The organism is Bordetella tumbae (genome assembly GCF_054780995.1).
This window is the reverse complement of sequence record NZ_BAAGVG010000024.1, coordinates 170,028-193,898: the sequence shown is the minus strand read 5'-3', so window position 1 is coordinate 193,898 and position 23,871 is coordinate 170,028. Positions and strand designations below refer to the sequence as shown.

Here is a 23,871-nt window from a genome sequence, read left to right as displayed (position 1 = left end):
TTCTAGCGGGCATTGCGCGGTTCAAACGCGCGGACTTCCTTAACCTTGTTCGCCTCATCCAGCAGCACGACCGTCGGGAGATGTGTCGTCGCGAGCTGCTCGTCTACTGGGCTGTATGTGCAAATGATCAAGTGGTCACCGACCTGTGCTCTGCGCGCCGCAGCGCCGTTCAGAGAGATCGCGCCGCTGCCGGCGGGCGCCTCGATGATATAGGTGTCAAAGCGCTCGCCATTGGTGACGTTGTAAATCTCGATGCGCTCGAACTCCAACATACCGGCGGTCTTCAGCAATGTCGCGTCAATGCCGCATGAGCCTTCATAGTTTAGATCGGCCTCGGTAACGGTGGCTCTGTGCAGCTTGGCGCGAAGCATTATTCGTTGCATGAAGATTCTCGAAAATAAATTTTGGACAAAAGGACAGGGAATGGGACGCAAGCATTTGCGTCTCGGCCTCGGCAATCAACGCACATTTGTCTTTCGCTGGCGAAGATCAGCTCGTGGCGGGGAATTGTATCCATGACGCTCAGAAAATCCCATCGCTCCCGAGCTCGGGGGCATGTTGAGCGGTAAAGCGACTTCACCTGCCTTAAACACCTCTTCATGAAAACTGGATACGGATGAACGATTGAACTACCTATAATCCGAGAATGAATCATTTCATTTAAATGGCGATGTGTGGTGAAAGCATCCCTTATTTATCGATGAAAATCACAGATAACGTTTCACATTAAGGCAAAATAATGAGCGCAGCACCTTTGCACATCGATGGACTGCCACCGACCGGGCAACTGATCAATGGCCGATGGCTGGATGGCGGCCCCAGCTTTACCGTCGAGGACAAGTTCAGCGGCCGTCCTATTGCCCAGGTCGCCTCGGCGACGCGTGAACAAGTGGCCGAAGCCGTCCGCGTCACGCGAGCCGCCGTTGATGGCGGTCCGCCTCCGCCGCATGACCGCGCCCAGGTATTGCGCCGCGCTGCCGGGCTGGTTGAGTCCTTCCGTCAGCGTCTGGTCGACGTGATGGTGGCCGAGGCCGGCTTCACTATCGTCGATGCCAATGGCGAAATCGATCGTGCGATCGTCACGCTGAGTCTGTCTGCCGATGAGGCTTTGCGTCTGGTAGGCGAAGTCATTCCGTTCGGTGCCAGCCCGGGCGCACATCGCCGGATGGGTTTCACGCAGCGATTCCCCATTGGGGTCGTCTGTGCCATTACGCCTTTTAACGCGCCGCTCAATACGGTGCTGCACAAGGTCGCGCCCGCGTATGCGGCAGGCAACTCAGTCGTACTCAAGCCGTCGGCCTTTACGCCGCTGACCAGTGCGTTGCTGGCTCAGCTGCTTTTGGAAGCCGGAATGCCACCTGCTTTTCTTGCCGTCGTGCAAGGGGAGGGGGATACGGTCGGCACGTGGCTGCTCGAGGAACAGGACATTGCTTTCTACACCTTTACGGGCAGTACGAGAGTGGGGCGCATTATTCAACAGGCGGCAGGCCTGCGACGTACCCAGATGGAGCTGGGTAGTATCGCCAGCACGATCGTCTGCTCTGACGCAGACCTGGACCGCGCGATACCCAAGATCGCCAACGCGGGACTACGCAAGGCCGGACAAGTCTGCACCTCTGTGCAGCGGCTATACGTGCAGCGGGATATCGCCGAAGAGGTCGGCCAGCGTCTCGCGGCATTCGCTGCCACGCTCAAAGCCGGCGATCCGCGCGACCCGGATACCAAAGTCGGGCCGCTGATCAGCGAACAGTCTGCCATCCGTGCCGAAAGCTGGCTGCGCGAAGCAGAGCAAGGCGGAGCCAAACTGCTGTGCGGCGGGCAACGCGAACGCTCGGTCATCACACCTGCGGTCGTGACGCATGCTCCCGATGGCGGCCGAGTCTGGTGCCAGGAAGCGTTCGCGCCATTGCTGGCCCTGCGGCCTTTCGATGATTTCGAAGAAGCGATACGCGACGCCAACTCGACGCCGTTTGGCTTGTCGGCCGGCGTGTTTACGCAAGACATTGATCGTGCTTTGCGTGCGGCTTCGACCTTGCGTTTCGGGACTGTACAGATTAATGAAACCTCAAGCGCCCGTTCTGACGTGATGCCTTTTGGCGGAGTCAAGGACAGCGGCTTCGGCAAAGAAGGCCCCGCTCACGCGATTCGCGAAATGACCGAAGAACGGCTGGTCGTTTTCAATCCATGAGGCGCTCTGCAAAAGAATCATGAAAAAAGAAAAATTCATCCGGAGTGAGACATGCGATGCGCGACGCCGCCTCCTGTTGGGAGCGGCCGTCGCAACGGCTAGTGCTGCCTTCCCCTTGGGACGGGCCGGTGCTAGTGGTGGCGCCTTTCCCTCCAAACCGATTGTCCTAATCGTTCCATTTGCGCCGGGTGGCCCCACCGATGTGCTGGCACGCGTCATCGCCGAGGGAATGGCCAAGGACCTGGGGCAGCCCATCATCGTCGAGAATACTCCTGGCGCTGGCGGCACCGTGGGCAATGCCCGCGCAGCACGCATGGCCGGCGACGGATATACGCTGCTCATTGGCAACGTAGGTACGCTGGCGGCCAACACGACTCTGTATAAAAAACTTCCGTACGACATCCTCAAGGACTTCATTGCCTTGGGCTCTGTCGGCGATGCCCCCCAAGTCTTGTCGGCGCGAAAAGATTTGCCGGTCTCTGGTCTGGACGAGTTTGCGGCCTACGCCCGCGATCACGCCAAGGAGATGAACTTCGGCGCAGCCGGTGTGGGTTCAGGTTCGTTTCTGGGAGGGATCCTCTTGAACGAGCGGCTGGGCCTGAAAATAACTGCGGTCAACTACCGCGGTGCCGGTCAGGCGCTCAATGATGTGATCGCTGGCCATCTGGACTACCTGGTGGACAGCAGCACAACCTCGGTCGGCTATGTGAAGTCCAACATGGTGCGCGGTGTCGCCGTGCTGAGGCCGCAGCGAATTGCCGCGCTGCCCGACGTGCCGGCTGCTGGCGAGTCGGCATTCGCCGACCTGCACTACGACATCTGGAACATGCTTCTGGTGCCTCAGGGTACACCGGCGCCTGTCGTTGAGCGCCTGAATCAGGCGCTACGCAATTCCGTGGCTGCGCCCGCTACCCGCGAGCGCCTATCCGGCTCCGGTATCGAAGTGCCCAACTCACACAGCCAGACGCCGGAAGGTGCGGCCGAATTGCTCGCCAGCGAAGTACAGCGCTGGACTCCCATTCTGACCAAACTCAACATCACCGTTGATTGACAACAATACAGGAGACACAATGCGTCAACTCAGTTCACGTGCCGCGGCTACGCTCGCCACCTGTGCAATGTTCCTCATGCCGGGTACGGCGGCTCAGGCAGCCGAGTGGCCCCAACAGCCCATCACCTTGGTTGCGCCGTTTACCCCGGGCGGCACGACCGATATCGTCGCACGTGCGGTAGCGATGCAGTTGCAACAGCAACTGGGCCAAACCGTGATCGTCGAAAACAAGCCTGGCGCAGGCGGCACCCTGGGAGCGGGCATCGTCGCTCGAGCCAAGCCTGACGGCTATACCTTGTTGCTCGCCAATGTCGGCCACACAGCAGCCAGTGCGCTGTACAAGAATCTGCCGTATGACTTCGAACGCGACATGACGCAAATCACGACAGTGGCCGATGTGCCCAATGTCCTGGTCGTCGCGAAAAGCTCGTCAGTCAACCGTGTCCGCGAACTGCTGGACTATGCCAAAGCACATCCCAAGGAAATCGACTACGGCTCGGCCGGCATTGGCACCACACAGCATCTCTCGGCGGAACTGCTAAAGAAACAGACGGGTATGCAAGCCCTGCATATACCGTTCAAAGGCGCTGCGCCCATGATGACGGATCTCATTGGCGGCCGTCTCACCTTTGCCCTCGATTCAGCAGCTTCGGCGGCGGCGCAGATCAACGGCGGGGGCGTCAAGCCCCTAGCGGTGACCAGCCTGGAAAGAACGCGGTTCCTGCCCGATGTGCCGACATTGAACGAATCCGGTGTGCCTGGTTATCAGATGTCTACTTGGTACAGCCTGGCTGGACCCAAGGATATGCCGCCTGCCGTCGTCCAACGCATATGGCAAGCCGTCAAGGCCAGCATGGAAGACCCTGTCATGCGCAAGACGCTCGAAGGCATGGCCGCAAACCCTGGCGGCATGGACCCGGCCGAATTCCAGAAATTCGTCCACGAGGAAACAGTACGTTGGACCAATCTGGCCAAAGACTGGGATAGCAACGACTAAGCGCTCACAGCAAGACAACACACAAAAAGGTTCAGCATGGCAGTCTCCGAAATCAGCACGTTCTTTTGTCCAACCCGCTTGTATATGGGTATCGGATCGCATCGCAAGCTTGGCGATCTGCTGCGAGCACAGGGTTGCAAACGACTGTTCGTCGTCATCGACGGCGCGCTATTGTCCGGCGAGTTCTATACCAACATCCGCACGATGCTGGATGATTTAGGTGTCGCCATCGCGAGCTATTCGGAGATTGAGCCGGACCCCAGCGCGATTACTGTAGAGCGCGCCTTCGCGGCATGCCAGGCACATCAAGCCACCGCATTGCTTGCAGTGGGCGGTGGCAGCGCCATGGACGTCGCGAAAGCGGTCGGCATTCTCGCCACCAACGGCGGACGCATCCACGACTATGAGGGCATCGAGAAATTCACTACGCCGCCGCTGCCGTTGATCGCTATTCCGACAACGGCGGGAACAGGCTCTGAAGTATCGGGATCATGTGTCATCACCGATACGGAGAAGAACCTGAAAATGTCGATCCGTCATGCTGCGCTCAACCCTGCGCGATTTGCCATCCTCGATCCGCTCGCATTGCGGACACTACCGGCACACGTGGCGGCGCATTCAGGCATGGACGCATTTGTACATGCGTTCGAATCATATATTTCGCGCCAGGCGAATCTGGTCACCGACGCCATCAACATCGAAGCAATCGAGCTGCTGGCGGCCAATATCCGGCCCTTTGTCGCGAACCGTGACAACCTGCAGGCTGGCCTGAACATGCTGGTTGGTTCCGCGCTGGCTGGCATCACATTCGGTCAGACAGGCTTGGGCAACGTGCACTGCATGGCGCGCTTTGTCGGTGCTTATTGGCATTTGTCTCACGGCCTATCCAACGCCGTTTGTTTGCCATATGTTGCGCGCTTCAATCTCTCTGCCAACCCGGGCAAGTTCGCTCGCGTGGCCGCTGCCATGGACCGCCCGGTGCGAGGACTGGCCGAGATGGATGCGGCGCGTGCTGCGGTAGAGGCTATCGAGACATTGTGCAGGGATCTGGCGATACCGGCCCGGTTGCGCGATGTCGGAGCAACAGAAGACAAATTCGACGAAATCGCGGAGTTATGCACCCAAGCCAATTACAACCGATGGAATCCACGCATGACAACTACAGCGGACTTTCGCGCCTTGTTCGCTGAGGCATTCTGATGTTTGCGCGAGAGTAGAGATGAACGGACAAGCCAGCAACGCTTGAACCTACTTCATTTATTCAAAACGGTCATAGCTTTGATTATGGCCAATCAAAAGGTTGAGGAGACGACAATGAAACATAAGCTTGTAGGCCTGGTCGCGGCATGCACGATAGCTGCTCTGCCCGGTGTGGCTGCGGCGAATTGTGAAATCAAAATAGGCGCAACGGGTCCGCTATCCGGCGCCGCCACGCAGTGGGGATTGGCGATCAAAGGGGCTGCTGACTATGTGGCCGCCGAAGTCAATGCCAAAGGCGGGATGAAGGTCGGAGACGAAACCTGTCAGCTGCGTGTTGTTGCCATTGACGCGAAGTACACCGCAGAAGGCGCCGCCGCAGCGGCGAACAATTTTGTCAGCCAGGGCGTCAAATTCATCCTGGGACCCATGGGTTCGCCGGAGGTCACCGGTATGAAGCCGATCGCCACGCGCAACAAGATGCTCATGATGAGCGATAGCTACGCGCGTGACGCCATCGGTCCTCGTTGGCCGCTCACCTTCCACATTGGTCCGGGCCCGGCTGCCTGGGGAGACCCGATCGTCAAGCACGCCAAGCAGACCTTTGGCATTAAGAGTGCATTGACGATTGCACCGAATGACCAGGCAGGCACCGATGTGGCCGAGGTGGTTGCTGCCATTTATGAAAAAAATGGCGTGCCGACCAAGCTGGAGTACTACCAACGCGGCACGACCAACTTTGCACCCATTGTCACACGCATCATGGCCAGCAATCCCGATACAGTCGATACCGTATCGACCCCACCGGGCGATGCGGGAATTCTCGTCAAACAATTGCGCCAGGCAGGCTACAAGGGAGTGATCGGCCGACTCGGCGGACCAGGCACTGTCGAGATTGCCCGTGTGGCAGGCGGTATGGACGTGTTGCGCGATTTCTACTGGTTTGAGCCGGTCTTCATTGATGAAAACGTGTTGAAGCTGCAGGAAAGCTACAAGACGCTGTTAAAGGCAGAGCCGCCAGAGAACAATTTTTTCTATCTGTTTGTCGCCGGTGGCCGGGCGTTGGTGCAAGCCATTGAAAAAGCAGGCACGTACAGCGACGCTGACAAGGTAGCAGAGGTGCTGCGCAAGCTCGACGTGGTCGATCCCAACCTCGGTGAAGGCAAATGGATCGGCCAGGCCACCTACAAGATCAATCAAGAGTTGTCGTTGCCGTTTGGTATCGGAACGATTCTTGGCGGCAAGGAACAACCTGTTATCCAGGTTAAAGCTCCTGTCGATTATTGAGACCCAAGACGAGGGGCGAGATCGTGGATAGTTTTATCTCAGCGGGCCTGATTGGGCTTTCGCTCGGCGCTCAGTATGCATTGCTTGCCTTGGGGTTCACTTTGATTTTCGGAATCCTCGGTGTGGTGAATTTTGCCCACGGAGGGTTCTATCTCTTGGGCGGGTATGTGGCATACGTAGGCGTATCGTGGTTCGGGATGCCTTATCCTCTTGCGGTCGTCTGCGCCGCATTGGCGACAGCAGCATTGGGATATCTCTTCGAACTTCTGCTCCTCGAACGGGTTATCGATAACCACTTGGCAACATTGATTCTGACGCTGGGGCTGTACCTGGTCATCTGCACCGCAGTAGTCGTGGTGTTCGGGCCGGATGCGCCGCTCTTTCAGTTCCCGGTAGATGGGGTGTTGCATTTTGGCGGTGTGTATCTGCCGTTGGCGAATCTCATCGTTTTTGCGGTGTGCTTTGCTGCAATCGGCGTGACTTATGGGCTTTTGTACCGGACCAACTTCGGACGCAGCCTGCGAGCATTGTCCGAGGACCGCCCGGTGGCAGTGGCTTTGGGTATTCGTGCCAGAGTGATGTTTCCACTGGCTTTCGCTCTGGCTACAGGCCTGGCGGGTATGACCGGCGCATTGGTTACGCCCATACTCTCGCTCACTCCTCACGTAGGTGATCCCGTGCTGGCCGCCTCTTTCCTGGTGGTCATATTGGGAGGGCTGGGCAGCTTGGGTGGCGCAACAATCGCTGCCTTTCTGGTTGGTCTGGTCGAGGCCTATGCCGCGGTCTATCTGGGCGGGTCCAAGGGTGCACTGATGTTGTTTGTGCTTGTTCTGATTGTCTTGCTTGTGAGACCGACGGGACTCATGGGCGTGCGGACACGCGGAGCCTGAGATCATGCAAAAAAGTAATCTGATACGTATTGTCGGGCCTTCGGAGTTGATCGCGCTGGCAGTGATGGCGCTTGCGCTGATTCTGCCTGCGATCATGACGGACGCGGCCACTGTTTCTGTCCTGACGCAGTTCATGATTGCGGCGATGGGGGCGCTTAGTGTCTACATCATGTTGCGTATGGATCTGATGTTTTTCGCGGTGCCCGCTTTTATGGCGATCGGGGGATATGCCGCAGCTATTCTGAGCGCTCGTCACGACATTACCGATCTAACAATCTTGACCGTGACAGCATTCGGCTTGCCGTTTCTGCTGGCGATTCCGCTCGGTCTGCTGGTACTGCGGATGAAGGGCGTGTATTTCGTGCTCGTTACCTTTGTCCTTGCCGAAATCATGCCACTCATTCTTTTCGAGACACCTGGCTTTACGGGCGGATCGAACGGGGTAGCGGGATTGCCTGCCGTTACGGTTCTTGGCGACACCTATGCCATCGAGTCCAATAACGCGGTGCTGATGCTGGCGTCTGGCTTGGCGTTGCTGTCTGTTCTGTTGACTGTAGCGCTCACTCGCTATTTCAAGTCCCAATTCGACTCTATCCGCGAAGACGAGGTCCTGGCCCAAAGCGTGGGGCTGGCAGTTGCTCGCTACAAAATCATCGGTTTCTGTTTTGCCGCGGGTATTGCAGGATTGGCTGGATTTGCACTGGTGGAAATGCTGATGACCGCACATCCTTCGTCGTTTTCCGCGATGTCGTCGGTCAATTATGTGGCTTATGCCATCGTAGGCGGGCAAAGCGCAATACTGGGTCCGTTGCTGGGAGCAGGCATTTTGGTGTGGGCGGCCAATCTATTCAGCTTGCAGGGCGAAATCTCGCAAGGCCTGTTTGGTCTCGTGCTGATGCTCGCCGTAGTGTTCGCCAAGGGTGGCCTGATCGGCCTCATTCAGCAGCATGGGACTCGCGTTTTCTCGCGCAAGCGTTCCTCCACCGGACAGCTCAAGGACCAAAATGAAAAGGAGTACGTATGACTGACGTTTCTGCCTATTCTGGTCCGATACTGCAGGTCGATAACGTCTCCAAGCAATTTGGCGGCAACCGGGTGTTCAACAATGTCAGCTTGTCCTTGACCGCAAGCGAGGTGCTTGGCGTCATCGGCCCTAACGGGGCGGGCAAAACCACACTGATCAACGTGGTTTCCGGTCAGATAGCACCCACTAGCGGCCGCATTCTATACCGTGGACGCGACATCAGCGACAAGCTGTTCCATACTCGCAGTGCGATGGGTCTGGTTCGTTCTTTCCAGCAGACGAAAACCTTCAAGACGGCATCGGTATATGAGAATTTGCATCGGGCGAAATTATTCAGCAGAAGAGGGATTTCGCTTGATGAGGCCTATTTGACCGAGCTTTTGCGTACGGCGGGTTTGCTCGGCCGCTTGGATCACCTTAGCGATTCCTTGCCCTATGGCATGCAGAAGATGCTGGGCCTGCTCATGGCGTTGGTCACTGACCCACGCATTCTGTTGCTCGACGAGCCCGCCGCCGGGCTAGAAAAAGAAGAGCGTTTTTTCATCGATCAGTACGTGCAGGCAGCCCGAAGAGAGATGGGCTGCTGCGTACTGTTAGTCGAACACGATATGGATCTCGTAAAACGGCTTTGTCCCCGCGTGTGCGTGTTGGACGGAGGCGTTCTGATCGCCGACGGTCCGCCTGCCGAGGTCTTGGCCCGCCGCGACGTGATCGATGCCTATCTTGGAACGACGACCGAGGAGGAGCACGCTCATGCTTGAGACACGCAATCTCGCCGTTCGCTATGGCGGTATTTCCGCCTTGAACGGTGTTTCCATTACGGTGCCAAAGAGCGAAACCGTCATCCTCGTCGGGGCCAATGGCGCGGGCAAATCCAGCTTGATCAACGCAATCATCGGAATGGCGCCCATCAGCGAGGGCAGCATCCTTCTCGATGGTGTCGACCTGGGAAAGATCCCGCCCTATGAGCGCGCCAATCAGGGAATAGGATATTCCCCGGAAGGGCGCCGAGTATTTCCGACCATGACGGTGCGAGACAACGTGCTCGCGGGTGCATCCCGGCTCGGTAGGGCCAAGCAGAACGCCATATACGACAAACTGGCTGATTTGTTTCCCATGCTCAGAGAGCGCGCGAATGATTACGCCGGCTTTCTGAGTGGAGGCCAGCAGCAAATGGTCGCGATTGCCCGGGCGATGAGTGCTGCGCCCAAGCTTCTGCTGTTAGACGAACCCTTTCTTGGTTTGGCGCCTGTGTGGATCGAACAGATCAGCAAGGCGATTCGCGTATTTCGCGCCGAAGGCGTAACGGTGCTGATGACCGAACAAATGGCAGTGCCGGCACTCAAGGTGGCGACCAGTGGTTATGTGATGCGTACGGGCCATATCCTGCGTCAGGGGACGGTGGATGAGCTGCGTAGTACAGCGCTTGAGGAGGAATATCTATGAATTCGTCAAAGAAGGTCCAGGTGGACGATACCCAGTATCGGCTGCTCACCGTGCACTATGCGTCCAGCCCGGCAAACCGCAAGGCACAGCATAATTTCATGGCAGCCGTGGATTTTCACGATGTGCCCATGCCATTGGATTTTTATGTCTGGGTGGCGATATCTAAAGACAAAGTTGTGCTGATAGACAGCGGTTGCGACGAGGAAACCTGCAATCGCCGTGGACATACGTTTCATCGTTGTCCGACTGACGCGTTACGCAGCCTGGGCGTGTCACCCGAGCAGGTTACGGACGTTATCGTCACCCATATGCATTGGGATCATCTGGGCAATCTGGAAAAATTCCCCAATGCACGGATACATGTGCACAAGACCGAGATGCAGCACGCGACGGGCTGCGCGATGTGTCACGAAACGCTACGCCGTCCATACGATGTCGATCAGGTCTGTACCGTGCTGCGCGCGCTGTATGCCGGCCGTGTTTCATTTACAGATCAGACCGCGGAAATCTTGCCAGGTATTTTCATTCGGCCAGTTGGAGGCCATGCGCCGGGCCTTCAGATCGTTGAGGTCACTACCGCTCGCGGGCAAGTGATTCTCGCGTCAGACGCGATGCATTTCTATGCGAATGGGGAGTTGACCAACCCCTATCCCGTGATTGTGAATGTGCTGGATTATATGAATGGCCTGGCGCTGCTCAAGCGTCTGGCGGCAACGCCGGACCACATTATTCCCGGGCATGATCCCAAGCTGCGCGAGCGATTCCCTGCTGTTGCGGGCATTGATGGTGTATGGGATATTTCCCAACCTGCACTACCTACGGCGAATGAGAATTAAGGCCTTGACTCACTCTTGCGGCGCCGTAGCTATGCTGAAAGAAACCAGCTGAATTGGAGCATTTTTATGGCGCGCGCAAAAAAAACGATGTCACCATCATCACCCCTCAGAATCACGGTGCAAGAGGTTGCCGATCGCGCAGGAGTATCGATCGGTACGGTCTCTCGCGTTGTCAACAACGTTCCCGGGGTTCGGCCTGCCTATGTCAAGAAAGTGCAGGCGGCGATAGACGAGTTGGGCTGGAGCCCGAACATCGCCGCGCAGAACATACGGTCGCCGTCGCTGCGAATGATCGGATTCATATTCTCCGATATTCGAAATTCGCTCTATTCGAGTATGACCAAAGGCGCTGAAGAAGTGCTGAGTACCAGGGGGTATTTGCTGGTCACCGCCAGCAGCGATGGCAACCCCGAGCGTGAAGTGGCGTTGATGGATTTTTTCAAGCGACGCCGTGCCGACGGAATGATCCTGACGATCCAGGACGAAAACAATAGTGCGGTGCTGTCTGCCATCTCGAATTGGGGCATTCCGCATGTGATGATGGAGCGGGAAATTCCCATGAATTCGGTGTCCATCGGCGCCGATCATTTTCATGGGACCCGTCAGGCAGTGGAATATTTGCTGGGCCTGGGCCATCGGCGAATTGCTTTGATTACAGGCGGCCGAGGTACGAAAGTCGCTCGCGATCGAGTTCGCGCACTCGAAGAAGCCCTGCGCTCGGCAGGGATTGAGCCTGATCCTACGCTGTTTTGCCTGGATTCTTTTTCGGCCGAGTACGGGCTGTCGCAGACCCAACGCCTGATGAATATGAAGGAGCCGCCAACGGCCCTGTTATCGATGGGGGTCCGCCTGCTGCCGGGTGTACTGGAGGCCTTACAACTGATCGGCAAAAGGATCCCCGACGATCTTTCTTTGATTTGCGGCAATGACACCGATATCGCGCGAATTGTGACACCACAGATCACCGCTGTGCGATATGACGCCTTGGCCCTGGGCCGAATGGCTGCGGAAAACCTGATTGACCAAATAGAAAACCGGACTCACGAGGACAAGTCCGTCAGGATTGAGATTCCAACGGAATTGATATTGCGGCAATCCTGCAGACGCGTTCCTTCATAACACTCTGCTGATATCGGATTCAGCAACGGATGGAGAGAGATACAAGTGAACGATTTGTTGTTTCAACCTTATCGTATGCGCGAGCTGACGTTGCCGAATCGAGTTGTCGTATCGCCAATGGCGCAATACTCGGCCAATGCCGATGGCCATGTGACGGACTGGCATCTCGTTCATTACGGCAGTCTTTCTCTGTCAGGCGCCGGGCTGGTCATCATGGAAGCCACTGCCGTTTTGCCCGAGGGCCGTGTATCGCCGTGTTGCTTGGGTTTGTGGGACGACGCCCACGTTGACGGTCTGCGGAGAATCGTGAATTTTGCCCGCCGCCCTAATGCAAGCTACATGGGAATCCAGCTGGCGCACGCTGGACGCAAAGCCTCGGTTGCCCAGCCCTGGAAGGGGGGCGCTGCACTATCTGAATCAGATGGTGGATGGAGGTTGTGGGGAGCGTCGGCCAAGCCCTACCCGGGCCGTGATGAACCGATCTGCCCCGATGAGGCGGACCTGGAACGGATTGCCGAGAGCTATCTGGCAGCACTCAGAAGGGCCGATGAAGCTGGGTTTGATCTGGTGGAGCTGCATGCGGCGCATGGCTATTTTTTGAATACCTTTTTATCTCCCTTGAGTAATTCCCGCGACGATCAGTGGGGCGGAGACATCGAAGGGCGAATGCGTTATCCCCTGGAGGTTTTCCGGCGTCTGCGCGAGGCGTGGCCGGCAGAGAAACCCATGGGGGTACGCATTTCCGTCACCGACTGGGTGCAAGGCGGTTGGGATATCGCATCGTCTGCGGTGTTCGCCGCGCGCCTGAAGGCATTAGGTTGCGATTACGTCGCCATCTCGAGCGGCGGAATTTCCCCTGATCAAAAAATTACCGTTGGTCCTGCCTATCAGGTCCCCGCTGCCGCCGAGGTTCGTGCTCAGTCCGGAATACCGGTGATAGCAGTTGGCATGCTGTCCGATCCGGATGTGGCGAATCGCGTATTGATCGAAGAAAAAGCCGATCTGATTGCCGTGGGCCGCGGAATGCTGTTCAACCCGCGTTGGGCCTGGCATGCCGGCCTGACGCTAAAAGGCGAAATGCGCGTTGCGGATCCGTATCTGCGCTGCCACCCCAGCTTAAGAAATCTGCCCCGCTAACTTGCTGCGTTGAACCCATATTTTGCGAGTGTTGATCATGTCCAATGACTATTTGATTTTCAGCCCGATCACCTACCGTGGGGTGACGCTTCCGAATCGCATTGTCTTGTCTCCTATGGCGATGTATATCGCTGAAGAAGCCGCACTGAATGACTTTCATATGACCCATTATGGCAAGTTCGCCATGGGGGGGGTGGGCTTGGTCACTGTCGAGCAGACGGCGGTTTGCCGTCGAGGCAGAATTACCAATGGCTGCCTGGGGCTTTGGAGCGAAGACCATCTGCCGGCATTTCGCCGGCTCACCGATGTGATTCACAGCTTTGGCAGCAAGGCGGCGATTCAAATCAATCATGGTGGACGCAAAGCCAGTGCGCAGCGAGCGTGGCAGGGTAATGGCCCCCTGACTGCAGACGATATCTCGCGAGGAGAGGAGCTGTGGCAGCCGGAAGGCCCCTCGGATCTGCCGTTCGCACCCGGGTGGCCGGTACCTGAAGCAATGACGCTGGATCGAATTCAGCTGCTGCGCCAAGAATTTGTACAGACTGTTTTATTGGCTGAGCGGGCGGGGTTCGACATTATTGAGCTGCATTTGGCGCATGGCTATCTGCTGCAGAGTTTTCTCACGCCGCTGGCAAACAAACGTACGGATGCTTATGGCGGCTCTCTCGAGAACCGGATGCGTCTCCCTCTGGAAATCGCGAGTGACCTGCGGGCGGCGCTATCCGATAAAACGCCGATCTTTGCGCGTATCTCCGCCACCGACTGGGTTGATGGCGGCTGGACACTGGAAGACAGTGTGGTGCTGGCCGAACGCCTGAAGGAGGCCGGTGTTGATTTGATCGATTGCTCGTCTGGCGGGAATCTGCTCAGGGGCGCAACCAACTCCAACCTCGCTCGCGGGCCGCTCTATCAGGTTCCCTTTGCAGAAACTGTGCGCCGCAAGGCCAACGTTCCTACCATGGCGGTTGGCATGATCCGTACCGGCGCCGAGGCAGAACAAGTGCTGCGCGACGGCAAGGCGGATCTGGTGGCGATTGGCCGGCAATTGCTGTTCAACCCGTCCTGGGTGCAGCATTGTGCGCAAGAGCTCGGAGAAGACCCGAACTTCTCGCGCTGGCCAGAACCCTACGGGTGGTGGCTATCCAAGTGGGCAAAGGCCTTGGCGGCGGTGTAAAGACTACTCTGTAATTTCACACCGCCAGCGGAACATATCAACGGGTCAGCATGCCGTTACCGTCACGATCCTGCTTGCTGAAGTCGTCCATGACCTGGCTCATGAATTCATCACGCGTGACGTAGCCACGCTTGTTCTTATCCAGCATGGTGAACTCGGAGTCCGTGAGTACGGTAGTGGTTTCGGGCCGGGAGAGCTTGCCGTCACCTGTGGTGTCGAGCTTGGTGAAGGCTTGCTCCATGAAGGTGCGATACTCGGCTTGGGTAACGTTGCCGTCGCGGTTGGTGTCCATCCGCTCAAAGAGTTCGGCTTCGGTCGGGCGCGGCTGCATCTGGGTCTGGGCGTGGGCCGTAAAACCGGCCAGGCAAAACGACAGCGCGGCAATGGGGGCGAGGCGGTGCAGTGTCTTTTTCATGGTGGTCCTCATTTGCAGCCTAAGCGATTACCGGCATAGCCGCCGGCACCTGCGCCTGCGACGGTAGCAACTGTCTTGCCCGTGCCGCCGCCGACCATGCTGCCTAGCAGGCCACCCGCAACAGCTCCCCCCACGGTGCCGGCAATACAGTCGAATTCCGAGCTGGTGTGCATGCCGCCACCCGATTGGCAGCCCGCCAACGCGCCCATCAGCGCGATGGCTATGAATGTCTTGTTCATTGCATTTACCTCCTTTGATCGGTCAATACAGGGACCTAATGCAGTAGGACGTCAGGAGTAGCATATACAAAGTTTCGGAAAATAGCACTCTCGGGCGTTCATCAGCGCACGGCGCAACGTTTCAGGGGGGGGACGACCCAAAAGGAGGTATCGTCCGTCTACAACCAATCAATCTCCACGCCTAGCGCCGAACTATTCGTGGCCTGCAGCAATTGATGCACCGGCAACGTCAATGCAAGTTCAGTGTGAAAGAACCAATCGCACGCCGCAATCTTACCCAGGTAAAAATCCGCAAGGTCAGGGCGCGCCGTTATCTGCGCATGCGCGACTTGAGCCTGCCACAGCCAAATCCACGCGACGACGTTATGACCGAACAGGTCCAGGTAGTAGGCCGCATTGGCGCATCCTTCGCGGGGGCTTTGCGCAATTGCGTCCAACAATACCCGTGTTGTTTCACGCAGTTGCTGCCACGACAGGTTTAATGCAACCGCGTGCTCGGCGAACTTCGGGTTGCCGCTGGCTTTTGCAGCCTCTATCGTACGCATCACACGCTGGTGCAAACGCTCCAGCGCCTGCCCGTTGTGCATGCCGACCTTTCGATTCAGCAAGTCCATCGCTTGAATACCGTGCGTGCCTTCATGTAGCGCATTCAGGCGATTGTCTCGATAGAACTGTTCCACAGGGTACTCGCGCGTGTAGCCGTATCCGCCGTGCACCTGGATCGCAAGGTCGTTGGTTGCCAATCCGAAACGCGCAGGCCAAGACTTGACCACGGGAATCAGCAGCGGCAACAACAAGGCGGCCTCCGCGCGTTCATCCGCGTCGGGATGATTCGCCTCATCGTCGGCCAACCTCGCTGCGACGAGACATAAGGACAACGCGCCTTCTGCATAGGCTTTCTGAGTCAGCAGCATCCGTCGCACATCCGCATGTTCGACGATAGGTACCTGTGGACTATGTGGGTCGTTAGCACCGGGCAGCCGCCCCTGGCGTCTCTCTTTCGCATAGGCCAGCGCATGGCGATAGCCCGTGTAGGCCAACATGGTGGCGCCCATGCCGACGCCGATTCTCGCCTCGTTCATCATCGTGAACATACAGCGCAGGCCTTGGCCGGGTTCTCCGATCAACTCTCCGATGCAACCATCGTTTTCTCCGAATGAGAGCATCGTTGATGTGGTGCCCCGGTAGCCCATCTTATGGATCAAGCCCGCGAGCGCGACATCGTTCGATTCACCAACTCGTCCCTCATCATCAACGCGGAACTTCGGCACGATGAACAGCGACAGGCCTCGAGCGCCCGGCGGTGCGCCGGCAATGCGCGCCAGAACGAGGTGCACGATGTTCTCGCTGATATCGTGGTCGCCTGCGGAGATGAAAATCTTCTGACCCTTGATCGAATAGCGGCCGTCAGATAGCGGGGTGGCGGTAGAGCGCAGATCAGGCACCGAGGACCCGGCATCGGACTCGGTCAACGCCATCGTTCCCAGCCAACGCCCCTCGAGCAAGGACGGTAGGAATCGCTTTTTTTGTTCGAGCGTGCCGAACGCGCGTATCAGGTTGGCATTGGCAGCGGTGAGAAAACAGTACGCTGAGGTTCCCACATTCGCCGCACGGAACAATGCCAGGCAGGACTGAGAAATGGTGATCGGCAGCTGCATGCCACCCAGTTCGTAATCGTGCGTCGCGGCCAGGAATCCGCCTTTGGCAAAGGCGCGTACCGCTTCGCCGACCGCGGGCAAGGTTTTGACTGCCTGGCCATCGAACTCTGGCTCGTTCTCGTCCGAGAGTCTATTGTGAGGAGCGAAATGTTGACTGGCCAGGCGCTGTGCCGCGTTGATCGCGGCGTCGAAGGTCTCGCGAGAATGATCGGCATAGCGTTCCCGCTGGGTCAACGACACACTGTCCAGCATGTCGTACAGCACAAAATCGAGATGGTCGCGGCAGATAAGAAGATTTGTCATCAGGCTTCCGAATCGTCAAACAAGGCGATTTATGTTCCGCTATGCAGAATATAAAACTGCATTGCAGAACCAATTAAGCCATGCTAGCATCAAATCACATAAAAAACGGGAAAAATCCGGTATCGGGTTCTACACGCTGCGTTTGGTTGTGGCTGACGAATTAGGTGCACGTTTGCCGCGGCTTCGGCAGTTTCGACATGCCCACCTATGGAGACAACTATGAAATTCAGTGCTGCCTTGGCGATATCCGTGCTGGCCGTCAGCCAGGTCCCCTCAGCTGCCGCTGCCCAGGACAACTATCCTGAAAAGCCGATCACCATCATTGTTCCGTATGGCGCCGGTGGCACCACTGACGTCATGGCGCGAGCGCTGGCGACCAGCTTGTCGAAACAGTTGAAGCAGCCCGTAGTCATCGAAAACAAGCCAGGCGTGGGCGGGTCCATGGGGGTGGCGGCGATGCAGACAGCCAAACCCGACGGCTACACCCTGACCATGACGCCGGTAGGCATCTTTCGCCAACCGCATTTACAACCAGTGTCCTGGAATCCCATCCGTGACGTGACCTACATTGCGACGATTCTGACCTATGACTTCGCGCTGGCCGTGAAGGCTGATTCACCGTTCAAGACGGCCAAGGACCTGGTTGACTATGCGAAACAGCATCCGGGCGAGATCGATTACGGTACACCGGGGCGGTACACGGGCAATCAAGTTGTGCTCGCTATGCTGGGCAAACGCGAGGGCGTAGAGTTCACTCACATCCCTTACAAAGGCGACGCGGACGCGACCGCAGCGTTGGTGGGCGGGCATGTTCGGGCCGCCGTAGTGACGAACAGCATTCTCGCTCAGGTCAAATCGGGCAACGTACGCGTGCTGGCGACGGCGGACGAAGCGCGCAACCCTGAGTTCGCGGGCGTACCAACCTTGAAGGAACTAGGCTACGACGTCGTGGTGAAATCGCCCCTGGGAATCGGAGGCCCTGCGAATCTGCCTGCTCCTATCGTCGAAAAGCTGGACAAAGCCATCAAAGCGGCATTGGAAGACAACGAGGTCAAGACTGCTGCCAAGAACTTCGGCGTCAGAACGTACTACCTCGATCATGATGCTTATGCTGCGTTCGCCAAGAACGAGTATGAAACCCAAAAACCCTTGATCACCGATCTAGGCCTGTAACGATCCGGGCTTCGTGCCCTAGATGTAAAACATGACTATTGCGCAAACCTCTACAGACACTCTGCCGCGTTCAAAAAGCACGGACACGGAAGACAGGCATTTCGTGACAGCGCTAGCGCGCGGCTTGGAGGTTCTCGCCAGCTTCAACGGCGGCGACAGTGCGTTGGGTAACCAAGAGATCGCGCGTCACTGCGGGCTGCCAAAGTCCACAGTGTCGCGCCTGACCGCCACGCTGGCACGACTGGGCTACCTGCGGCTGGACGAGAGCACCGGCAAATATCACCTCGGCGTAGCCACGTTGGCTTTGGGGGCCGGTATGCTCGCCAAGCTGGACGTACGCCAGATTGCCAAGCCTGGCATGCAGCAGTTGGCGACCGCCTGCGGTGGTCTGGTGGCACTCGGTGCCCGCGACAGATTTTCGATGCTGTATCTGGAGGCCTGCCGTAGTCAGGTCGCCTTGACCTTGAATCTGCAAATGGGTTCGCATGTGCCCATTGCCGTCACGGCCATCGGACGCGCTTATCTGGTAGAGGCGGGCCCCGCAGAGCAACGCGAGATCATTGAGCGCGCCAGTGAACTGGACATCGGCTCCGGACAAGCTATCGCACGAGGACTCGAGCAGGCACAGGAAGACTACGACAAGCTCGGGTGCACCTGCTGCTTTGGCGACTGGAACCCGGACGTGCACAGCATCGCCGTCGGCCTACGGCTGGGCGGCAGCCAGCCTCTGATGGCGCTGAACTTCGGCGGGCCTGCGTTTCGCATGTCTCGCGAGTATCTGCTTAACGAGGTTCGTCCCCGATTGCTGGATCTGGCATCACAGATCAAGGAACAGACAGGCGCTCCTGCCTAGGCTGCCGCCGTAGGCAATGCCTGTATTGCTTTTTCCATTACACCGAACGTGAAAGGTTCTTCATCCATATGACGCAGCTCACCTATACCGTGGTCGACGGCATCGCTCTGATCACGATGCAGAATCCACCCGTCAACAGCATGGGGCACATGCAACGCCGACAGATCCTGGAGGCGTTGGACCAGGCCGAGGCAGACGCAGCGGTACGGGCTGTGGTGATAACGGGCTCCGAGCAGGTGTTCTCGGGCGGTGCGGACATTACCGAGTTCGGAACGCCAAAGGCGAACTGGCATCCCACGTTGCGCGATGTCATTGACGCGCTCGATGCATATTCAAAGCCCGTCGTTGCCGCCATCGATGGCATATGTCTTGGTGGCGGTCTCGAGTTAGCCCTGGCGGCACATTACCGTGTTGCTGCCGGACGGACTTTGGTTGGTTTGCCGGAAGTAAAGCTGGGCCTATTGCCCGGCGCGGGAGGCACGCAACGGCTGCCACGCCTGGTGGGGCTGGAACGAGGTCTGGATATGATCGTCAACGGCAAAAAGGAAAAAGCCGCTGATTTGGCCGACACCCGTTTGTTTGATCTGGTGGTCGAGGGCGCTGTAGCGGATGCCGCCATGGCGTTTGCCCGCGAACGCGTTCGCGCCGGCGATCCGATCCGGCGCACGCGCGACATCACTATCACGGAGCCGGACGCACAAGCGTTCCTGCAAGTCGTTCGACGGAATACGGCAGCCGCTCATCCTCGGCTGCCCGCACCCTCGCAATGCGTCGAGGCCGTTGCCGGCTGCCTGCTTCCATTCGATGATGGGATCAAGAAAGAGCGGTCGCTTTTCATCCAACTGATGAATACACCTGAATCCGCAGCACTACGGCATGTCTTCGCTGCCGAGCGTGCCGCGACCAAGGTGCAGGGCATCTCGCCGCACACTCCGAAGCGCGAGATCCGGCGAGTCGGCGTCATTGGCGCTGGCACCATGGGTAGCGGCATCAGCATGAATTTCCTGAACGCCGGCATACCGGTGACCTTGCTTGATATGAACGACGAGGCGCTTGCCCGAGGTGTCGCCGCCATCCGTAAGAACTACGAAGCGACCAAGCGCAAGGGCAGAATCAGCCAAACGCAGATGGACCAGCGAGTTGCCTTGCTACAAACGACCCTCAGCTATGGTGATCTGAGTGATACCGACCTGGTCATCGAGGCCGCGTTCGAAGACATGGCAATCAAGGAAAAAGTATTCCGCGTGTTGGACGAGGTGCTAAAACCTGGCGCGATCCTGGCGACTAACACCTCTACCCTTGACGTCAATGCGATCGCGACATTCGTAAAGCGTCCCGCAGATGTGGTGGGCCTGCATTTCTTCAGCCCGGCCAATGTCATGCGACTGCTTGAAATCGTCCGCGCGGATCAGACCTCCGACGAAGTTCTCGCGACCTCTCTCAATCTGGCAAAGGTGATCGGTAAGCAGCCGGTCGTTTCTGGGGTGTGCGACGGCTTTATCGGCAACCGCATGCTCAATGGCTATCGTGATGCAGGCGAGGAATTGCTGTTGCTGGGGGCGTCGCCCAAGGAGATCGACAGCGCGCTCGAGGACTTCGGTTTTGCCATGGGGCCTTACCGCATGGGCGATCTGGCGGGCTTGGACATTGGTTGGGCCATCCGAAAGCGCCGGCAAGCCGAGCAACCGGACCGGGATTTCTCCTGCGTCGCGGATCGCCTCTGCGAAGCAGGACGATTTGGTCAGAAGACCGGCGCGGGTTGGTATCGATACGAATCCGGTAGCCGCACTGCCCACTCGGACCCCGTGGTCGCCGAGATTCTCGATGCCTACCGCCAGGAGAAATCCATCGTGCCGCGCAGTTTTACCTCGCGTGAGATCGTCGAGCGCTGCGTGTTCGCGCTGGTCAACGAGGGCGCACGAATCCTGGAGGAAGGCATCGCGCAACGGGCCTCTGACCTGGACATCGTATACCTCAATGGGTATGGCTTCCCGCTGCATCGCGGTGGCCCCATGCACTTTGCCCAGCGGGTCGGCCTGTACAACGTGGTACGCGCGATGCGCCGGTTTGCCGCGCAGTCGCGCAACCCGGATTTCTGGCAGCCAGCCTCGATGCTGGTTCAGCTGGCCGATTCCGGCGACGCATTGAAATAATCCGTGATCACATTGAGGACATCATGAACGAGGCTGTCATTGTTTCTACGGCTCGCACCGCCCTGGCTAAATCATGGCGCGGCGCGTTCAACATGACGTATGGCGCGACGCTGGGCGCTCACGCGGTTCATCATGCCGTTGCCCGAGCTGGTGTTGACCCCGCCGACGTCGAGGACTGCATCATGGGCGGCACCTATCTGGAAGGCACGACCGGCGGAAACATCGCCCGTGCCATCGCCTTGCGCGCAGGCCTGCCGGTAACGACGGCCGGCATGAGTATCAATCGGTTTTGCTCCACAGGCCTGCAAAGCATCGCCTTGGCCGCTCAGCGTGTGATGGTCGAAGGCGCGCCGATGATTGTTGCCGGCGGGGTTGAGAGCATTTCGTGCACGCAGAATGAAGCCAATATGCACATGCGCCGCGACCCGTGGCTGCTCGAGCACAAGCCTGCCCTCTATCTGAGCATGCTGCAGACCGCAGAGAATGTCGCCCGCCGATATAACATCAGCAAAGACGCGCAGGACGCTTATGGCGTGCGCAGCCAGCAACGCGCTGCCGCTGCACGTGACGCCGGCCTGTTCGATGCCGAGATCGTACCCATGACGACTATCATGGCCGTGCAGGACAAAGCCACGGGTAAAGTTTCGCGTCGTGAGGTGACAATCTCATCGGATGAGGGGATACGCGCAGACACCACGCTCGAGAGCATCTCGGGCGTCCGTTCTGCGCTGCCCGGCGGCGTGATAACGGCGGCCAACGCGAGCCAGTTCTCTGACGGCGCATCGGCCTGCCTGGTCATGGATGCAAAGCTGGCGGAACGCCGAGGTATTCAACCACTGGGCATATTCCGCGGTTTCGCCGTTGCCGGCTGCGAACCCGACGAGATGGGCATTGGCCCTATCTTTGCCGTACCCCGTCTGCTCAAACGGGCCGGGCTCAAGGTATCTGACATTGATCTATGGGAACTGAACGAGGCCTTTGCCTGCCAGGTGATCTACTGCCGTGACCATCTCGGCATACCCGATGATCGCCTCAATGTGAATGGCGGCGCCATTGCCGTAGGACATCCGTATGGCGTGTCAGGATCCCGCTTGACGGCGCACGCCTTGATCGAGGGCAAGCGCCGTGGCGCGCGGTACGTCGTCGTGACGATGTGCGTGGGCGGCGGGCAGGGCGCCGCCGGTCTTTTCGAAGTGGCTTGATCGGCGCGGCCCGGAAGGAGAAATCGATGAGCGTAAAGTCGCTGTTTCAGTTGGAAGGAAAAGTCGCTCTCATTACGGGCGGATCTCGCGGCCTGGGACTGCAAATAGCAGAGGCCTTGGGCGAGATGGGCTGCAAGGTGGCCATCACCGCTCGCAAAGAAGCCGAGCTGGAGGCTGCTGCGCAGCACCTGCAGTCTCAGGGGATTGAGGTGCTCACTGTGCCTGGAAACCTCTCGCAGTTCGACACCATACCTGGCCTCGTGGACCGGGTGCTGGATCGCTTTGGCGTGATCGATGTGCTGGTCAACAACGCGGGCGCGACTTGGGGGGCGCCTGCGGAAGACTACCCCGATGAAGCGTGGCACAAGGTCATGGACCTGAACATCAACGCCGTGTTTTATCTTTCCAGGGAAGTCGGGCGCCGAACGATGATTCCACGCCGCGCCGGCAAGATCATTACCGTTGCCTCCGCCGCGGGGATGCGCGGTACCGCAAAGGGCGTATCGACGATCGCCTACAACACGTCGAAGGCTGCCGCCGTCAACTTCACGCGGACGCTGGCATGCGAGTGGGGACGCTACAACATCAACGTCAATGCCATATGCCCGGGTTATTTCTCGTCGCGCATGGCGGACGTGCAGATTCAGCGCATGGGACAGTCGCTGTTGGACCGCATACCGTTGGAGCGCGTCGGCGGCGAAGAAGACCTGAAAGGCATTGCAGTCCTGCTGGCCAGTGAGGCCTCTCGTCATATCACAGGCCAGGCGATTCTGGTGGACGGCGGTGCCAGTGTCAGCGCCTGATGCAGGCGAGCGCGACAAAACTTTACTAATGCGGGACTGAGATGATCGACAAGTTCAAGGACAACGTACATGAGGCGGTGGCCGATATCCCCGACGGAGCGACGGTTCTGGTCGGCGGGTTTGGCGGCGCAGGGCATCCGACGGAACTCCTGCACGCGTTGCTAGAGCAGGGCGCACGCGACCTGACGATGGTCAGCAACAATGCAGGCAATCACGAAGTCGGTTTGGCGGCGCTGATAAAAGCCGAGCGCGTTCGCAAGATGATCTGTTCGTTTCCGAGGGCCAGCCATTCTTACGTGTTCAACCAGTTCTACGCCGAAGGGCGCATCGAGTTGGAATGTGTTCCGCAGGGTACGATTGCCGAACGCCTGCATGCGGCGGGGGCTGGGCTCGGCGGTTTTTATACGCGTACGGGCTACGGCACCGAACTGGCAGCGGGCAAAGAGGTCCGAGAGATCGACGGTCATGGCTATGTGTTTGAACGCCCATTGCATGCGGACTACGCATTGGTGCTAGCCGAGAAAGGCGACAGGTGGGGCAATCTCATCTACAACAAGACGGCGCGCAATTTCGGCCCGGTGATGTGCCAAGCCGCAAAAACAACCATCGTACAAGTCAAACACAAGGTCGCGCTGGGCGAGCTCGATCCCGAGGCCATTGTGACTCCCGGCATATTCGTGCAGCGAGTGGTGGTCGTCAGCAATCCCCAATTCTCAAGTTGAAAAC

Annotated in this window: 23 protein-coding genes; 19 read left to right on the top strand and 4 right to left on the bottom strand. The window is 58.2% G+C overall.

The annotated features are described in order from the left end of the window. Positions 1 to 2: 2 nt before the first annotated feature. Positions 3 to 383, bottom strand: a complete 381-nt coding sequence (gene panD, locus ACYVI2_RS26030) for an aspartate 1-decarboxylase (protein ID WP_415817391.1) — start codon at positions 381 to 383, stop codon at positions 3 to 5. A 356-nt stretch (positions 384 to 739) separates the two neighbouring features. Between panD and ACYVI2_RS26025 the strand changes: the two genes are divergently transcribed. The 13 genes from ACYVI2_RS26025 (at position 740) to ACYVI2_RS25965 (ending at position 14,346) form a co-directional block, all read left to right on the top strand. Beyond that, positions 740 to 2,188 carry an aldehyde dehydrogenase family protein gene (locus ACYVI2_RS26025; RefSeq protein ID WP_415817393.1) on the top strand — a complete coding sequence of 483 codons (1,449 nt, stop codon included), beginning with the start codon at positions 740 to 742 and terminating at the stop codon, positions 2,186 to 2,188. Between the two features lie 19 nt (positions 2,189 to 2,207). Next, complete coding sequence (locus ACYVI2_RS26020) at positions 2,208 to 3,239, top strand: Bug family tripartite tricarboxylate transporter substrate binding protein (RefSeq protein ID WP_415817395.1); 1,032 nt, start codon at positions 2,208 to 2,210, stop codon at positions 3,237 to 3,239. A 19-nt stretch (positions 3,240 to 3,258) separates the two neighbouring features. Continuing rightward, positions 3,259 to 4,236 carry a Bug family tripartite tricarboxylate transporter substrate binding protein gene (locus tag ACYVI2_RS26015; RefSeq protein ID WP_415817397.1) on the top strand — a complete coding sequence of 326 codons (978 nt, stop codon included), beginning with the start codon at positions 3,259 to 3,261 and terminating at the stop codon, positions 4,234 to 4,236. Between the two features lie 36 nt (positions 4,237 to 4,272). Further along, a complete protein-coding gene (locus tag ACYVI2_RS26010; RefSeq protein ID WP_415817399.1) occupies positions 4,273 to 5,436 on the top strand; it encodes an iron-containing alcohol dehydrogenase in 1,164 nt (387 codons plus the stop codon). Positions 5,437 to 5,550: 114 nt separating this feature from the next. Further along, complete coding sequence (locus ACYVI2_RS26005; RefSeq protein ID WP_415817401.1) at positions 5,551 to 6,720, top strand: ABC transporter substrate-binding protein; 1,170 nt, start codon at positions 5,551 to 5,553, stop codon at positions 6,718 to 6,720. 23 nt (positions 6,721 to 6,743) lie between these two features. After that, a complete protein-coding gene (locus ACYVI2_RS26000; RefSeq protein ID WP_415817403.1) occupies positions 6,744 to 7,610 on the top strand; it encodes a branched-chain amino acid ABC transporter permease in 867 nt (288 codons plus the stop codon). Between the two features lie 4 nt (positions 7,611 to 7,614). Continuing rightward, positions 7,615 to 8,634: a branched-chain amino acid ABC transporter permease gene (locus tag ACYVI2_RS25995; RefSeq protein ID WP_415817405.1), complete on the top strand. Its 1,020-nt coding sequence runs from the start codon at positions 7,615 to 7,617 to the stop codon at positions 8,632 to 8,634. Further along, positions 8,631 to 9,395, top strand: coding sequence for an ABC transporter ATP-binding protein (locus tag ACYVI2_RS25990; protein WP_415817407.1), 765 nt, complete (start codon positions 8,631 to 8,633; stop codon positions 9,393 to 9,395). Before ACYVI2_RS25995 ends, ACYVI2_RS25990 begins: the two co-directional genes overlap by 4 nt. Next, positions 9,388 to 10,080 carry an ABC transporter ATP-binding protein gene (locus ACYVI2_RS25985; protein ID WP_415817409.1) on the top strand — a complete coding sequence of 231 codons (693 nt, stop codon included), beginning with the start codon at positions 9,388 to 9,390 and terminating at the stop codon, positions 10,078 to 10,080. The genes ACYVI2_RS25990 and ACYVI2_RS25985 overlap by 8 nt, the downstream gene beginning before the upstream one ends. Next, entirely contained in the window at positions 10,077 to 10,916 is an 840-nt protein-coding gene (locus ACYVI2_RS25980; RefSeq protein ID WP_415817411.1) for an N-acyl homoserine lactonase family protein, read from the top strand. Before ACYVI2_RS25985 ends, ACYVI2_RS25980 begins: the two co-directional genes overlap by 4 nt. A gap of 87 nt (positions 10,917 to 11,003) precedes the next feature. Next, a complete protein-coding gene (locus tag ACYVI2_RS25975) occupies positions 11,004 to 12,035 on the top strand; it encodes a LacI family DNA-binding transcriptional regulator (RefSeq protein WP_415817414.1) in 1,032 nt (343 codons plus the stop codon). Positions 12,036 to 12,080: 45 nt separating this feature from the next. Continuing rightward, on the top strand, positions 12,081 to 13,172 hold the full coding sequence (locus ACYVI2_RS25970; protein WP_415817416.1) for an NADH:flavin oxidoreductase/NADH oxidase: 1,092 nt from the start codon (positions 12,081 to 12,083) through the stop codon (positions 13,170 to 13,172). Between the two features lie 37 nt (positions 13,173 to 13,209). Beyond that, positions 13,210 to 14,346 carry an NADH:flavin oxidoreductase/NADH oxidase gene (locus ACYVI2_RS25965; RefSeq protein ID WP_415817418.1) on the top strand — a complete coding sequence of 379 codons (1,137 nt, stop codon included), beginning with the start codon at positions 13,210 to 13,212 and terminating at the stop codon, positions 14,344 to 14,346. Between the two features lie 37 nt (positions 14,347 to 14,383). Here ACYVI2_RS25965 and ACYVI2_RS25960 read toward each other — a convergent pair whose 3' ends face one another. From ACYVI2_RS25960 to ACYVI2_RS25950, 3 genes are all read right to left on the bottom strand, one after another. After that, positions 14,384 to 14,761: an EF-hand domain-containing protein gene (locus ACYVI2_RS25960; protein ID WP_415817420.1), complete on the bottom strand. Its 378-nt coding sequence runs from the start codon at positions 14,759 to 14,761 to the stop codon at positions 14,384 to 14,386. A gap of 8 nt (positions 14,762 to 14,769) precedes the next feature. After that, on the bottom strand, positions 14,770 to 15,000 hold the full coding sequence (locus ACYVI2_RS25955; RefSeq protein ID WP_415817422.1) for a glycine zipper 2TM domain-containing protein: 231 nt from the start codon (positions 14,998 to 15,000) through the stop codon (positions 14,770 to 14,772). 158 nt (positions 15,001 to 15,158) lie between these two features. Continuing rightward, positions 15,159 to 16,961 carry an acyl-CoA dehydrogenase gene (locus tag ACYVI2_RS25950; RefSeq protein ID WP_415817424.1) on the bottom strand — a complete coding sequence of 601 codons (1,803 nt, stop codon included), beginning with the start codon at positions 16,959 to 16,961 and terminating at the stop codon, positions 15,159 to 15,161. Between the two features lie 219 nt (positions 16,962 to 17,180). Here ACYVI2_RS25950 and ACYVI2_RS25945 point away from each other — a divergent pair, with 219 nt between their 5' ends. From ACYVI2_RS25945 to ACYVI2_RS25920, 6 genes are all read left to right on the top strand, one after another. Next, on the top strand, positions 17,181 to 18,134 hold the full coding sequence (locus ACYVI2_RS25945) for a tripartite tricarboxylate transporter substrate binding protein (RefSeq protein WP_415817427.1): 954 nt from the start codon (positions 17,181 to 17,183) through the stop codon (positions 18,132 to 18,134). A 31-nt stretch (positions 18,135 to 18,165) separates the two neighbouring features. Beyond that, positions 18,166 to 18,987 (top strand): IclR family transcriptional regulator, encoded by an 822-nt coding sequence (locus ACYVI2_RS25940; RefSeq protein ID WP_415817429.1) that lies wholly within the window; start codon positions 18,166 to 18,168, stop codon positions 18,985 to 18,987. 68 nt (positions 18,988 to 19,055) lie between these two features. Then, positions 19,056 to 21,140: a 3-hydroxyacyl-CoA dehydrogenase NAD-binding domain-containing protein gene (locus tag ACYVI2_RS25935; RefSeq protein ID WP_415817431.1), complete on the top strand. Its 2,085-nt coding sequence runs from the start codon at positions 19,056 to 19,058 to the stop codon at positions 21,138 to 21,140. 23 nt (positions 21,141 to 21,163) lie between these two features. Then, positions 21,164 to 22,342, top strand: a complete 1,179-nt coding sequence (locus ACYVI2_RS25930; RefSeq protein ID WP_415817433.1) for an acetyl-CoA C-acyltransferase — start codon at positions 21,164 to 21,166, stop codon at positions 22,340 to 22,342. A gap of 26 nt (positions 22,343 to 22,368) precedes the next feature. Beyond that, the gene (locus ACYVI2_RS25925; RefSeq protein WP_415817435.1) at positions 22,369 to 23,145 is read left to right on the top strand and encodes an SDR family oxidoreductase; all 777 of its coding nucleotides are present in this window, start codon (positions 22,369 to 22,371) and stop codon (positions 23,143 to 23,145) included. A gap of 41 nt (positions 23,146 to 23,186) precedes the next feature. Continuing rightward, positions 23,187 to 23,867, top strand: a complete 681-nt coding sequence (locus ACYVI2_RS25920) for a 3-oxoacid CoA-transferase subunit A (RefSeq protein WP_415817436.1) — start codon at positions 23,187 to 23,189, stop codon at positions 23,865 to 23,867. Positions 23,868 to 23,871: the final 4 nt, after the last annotated feature.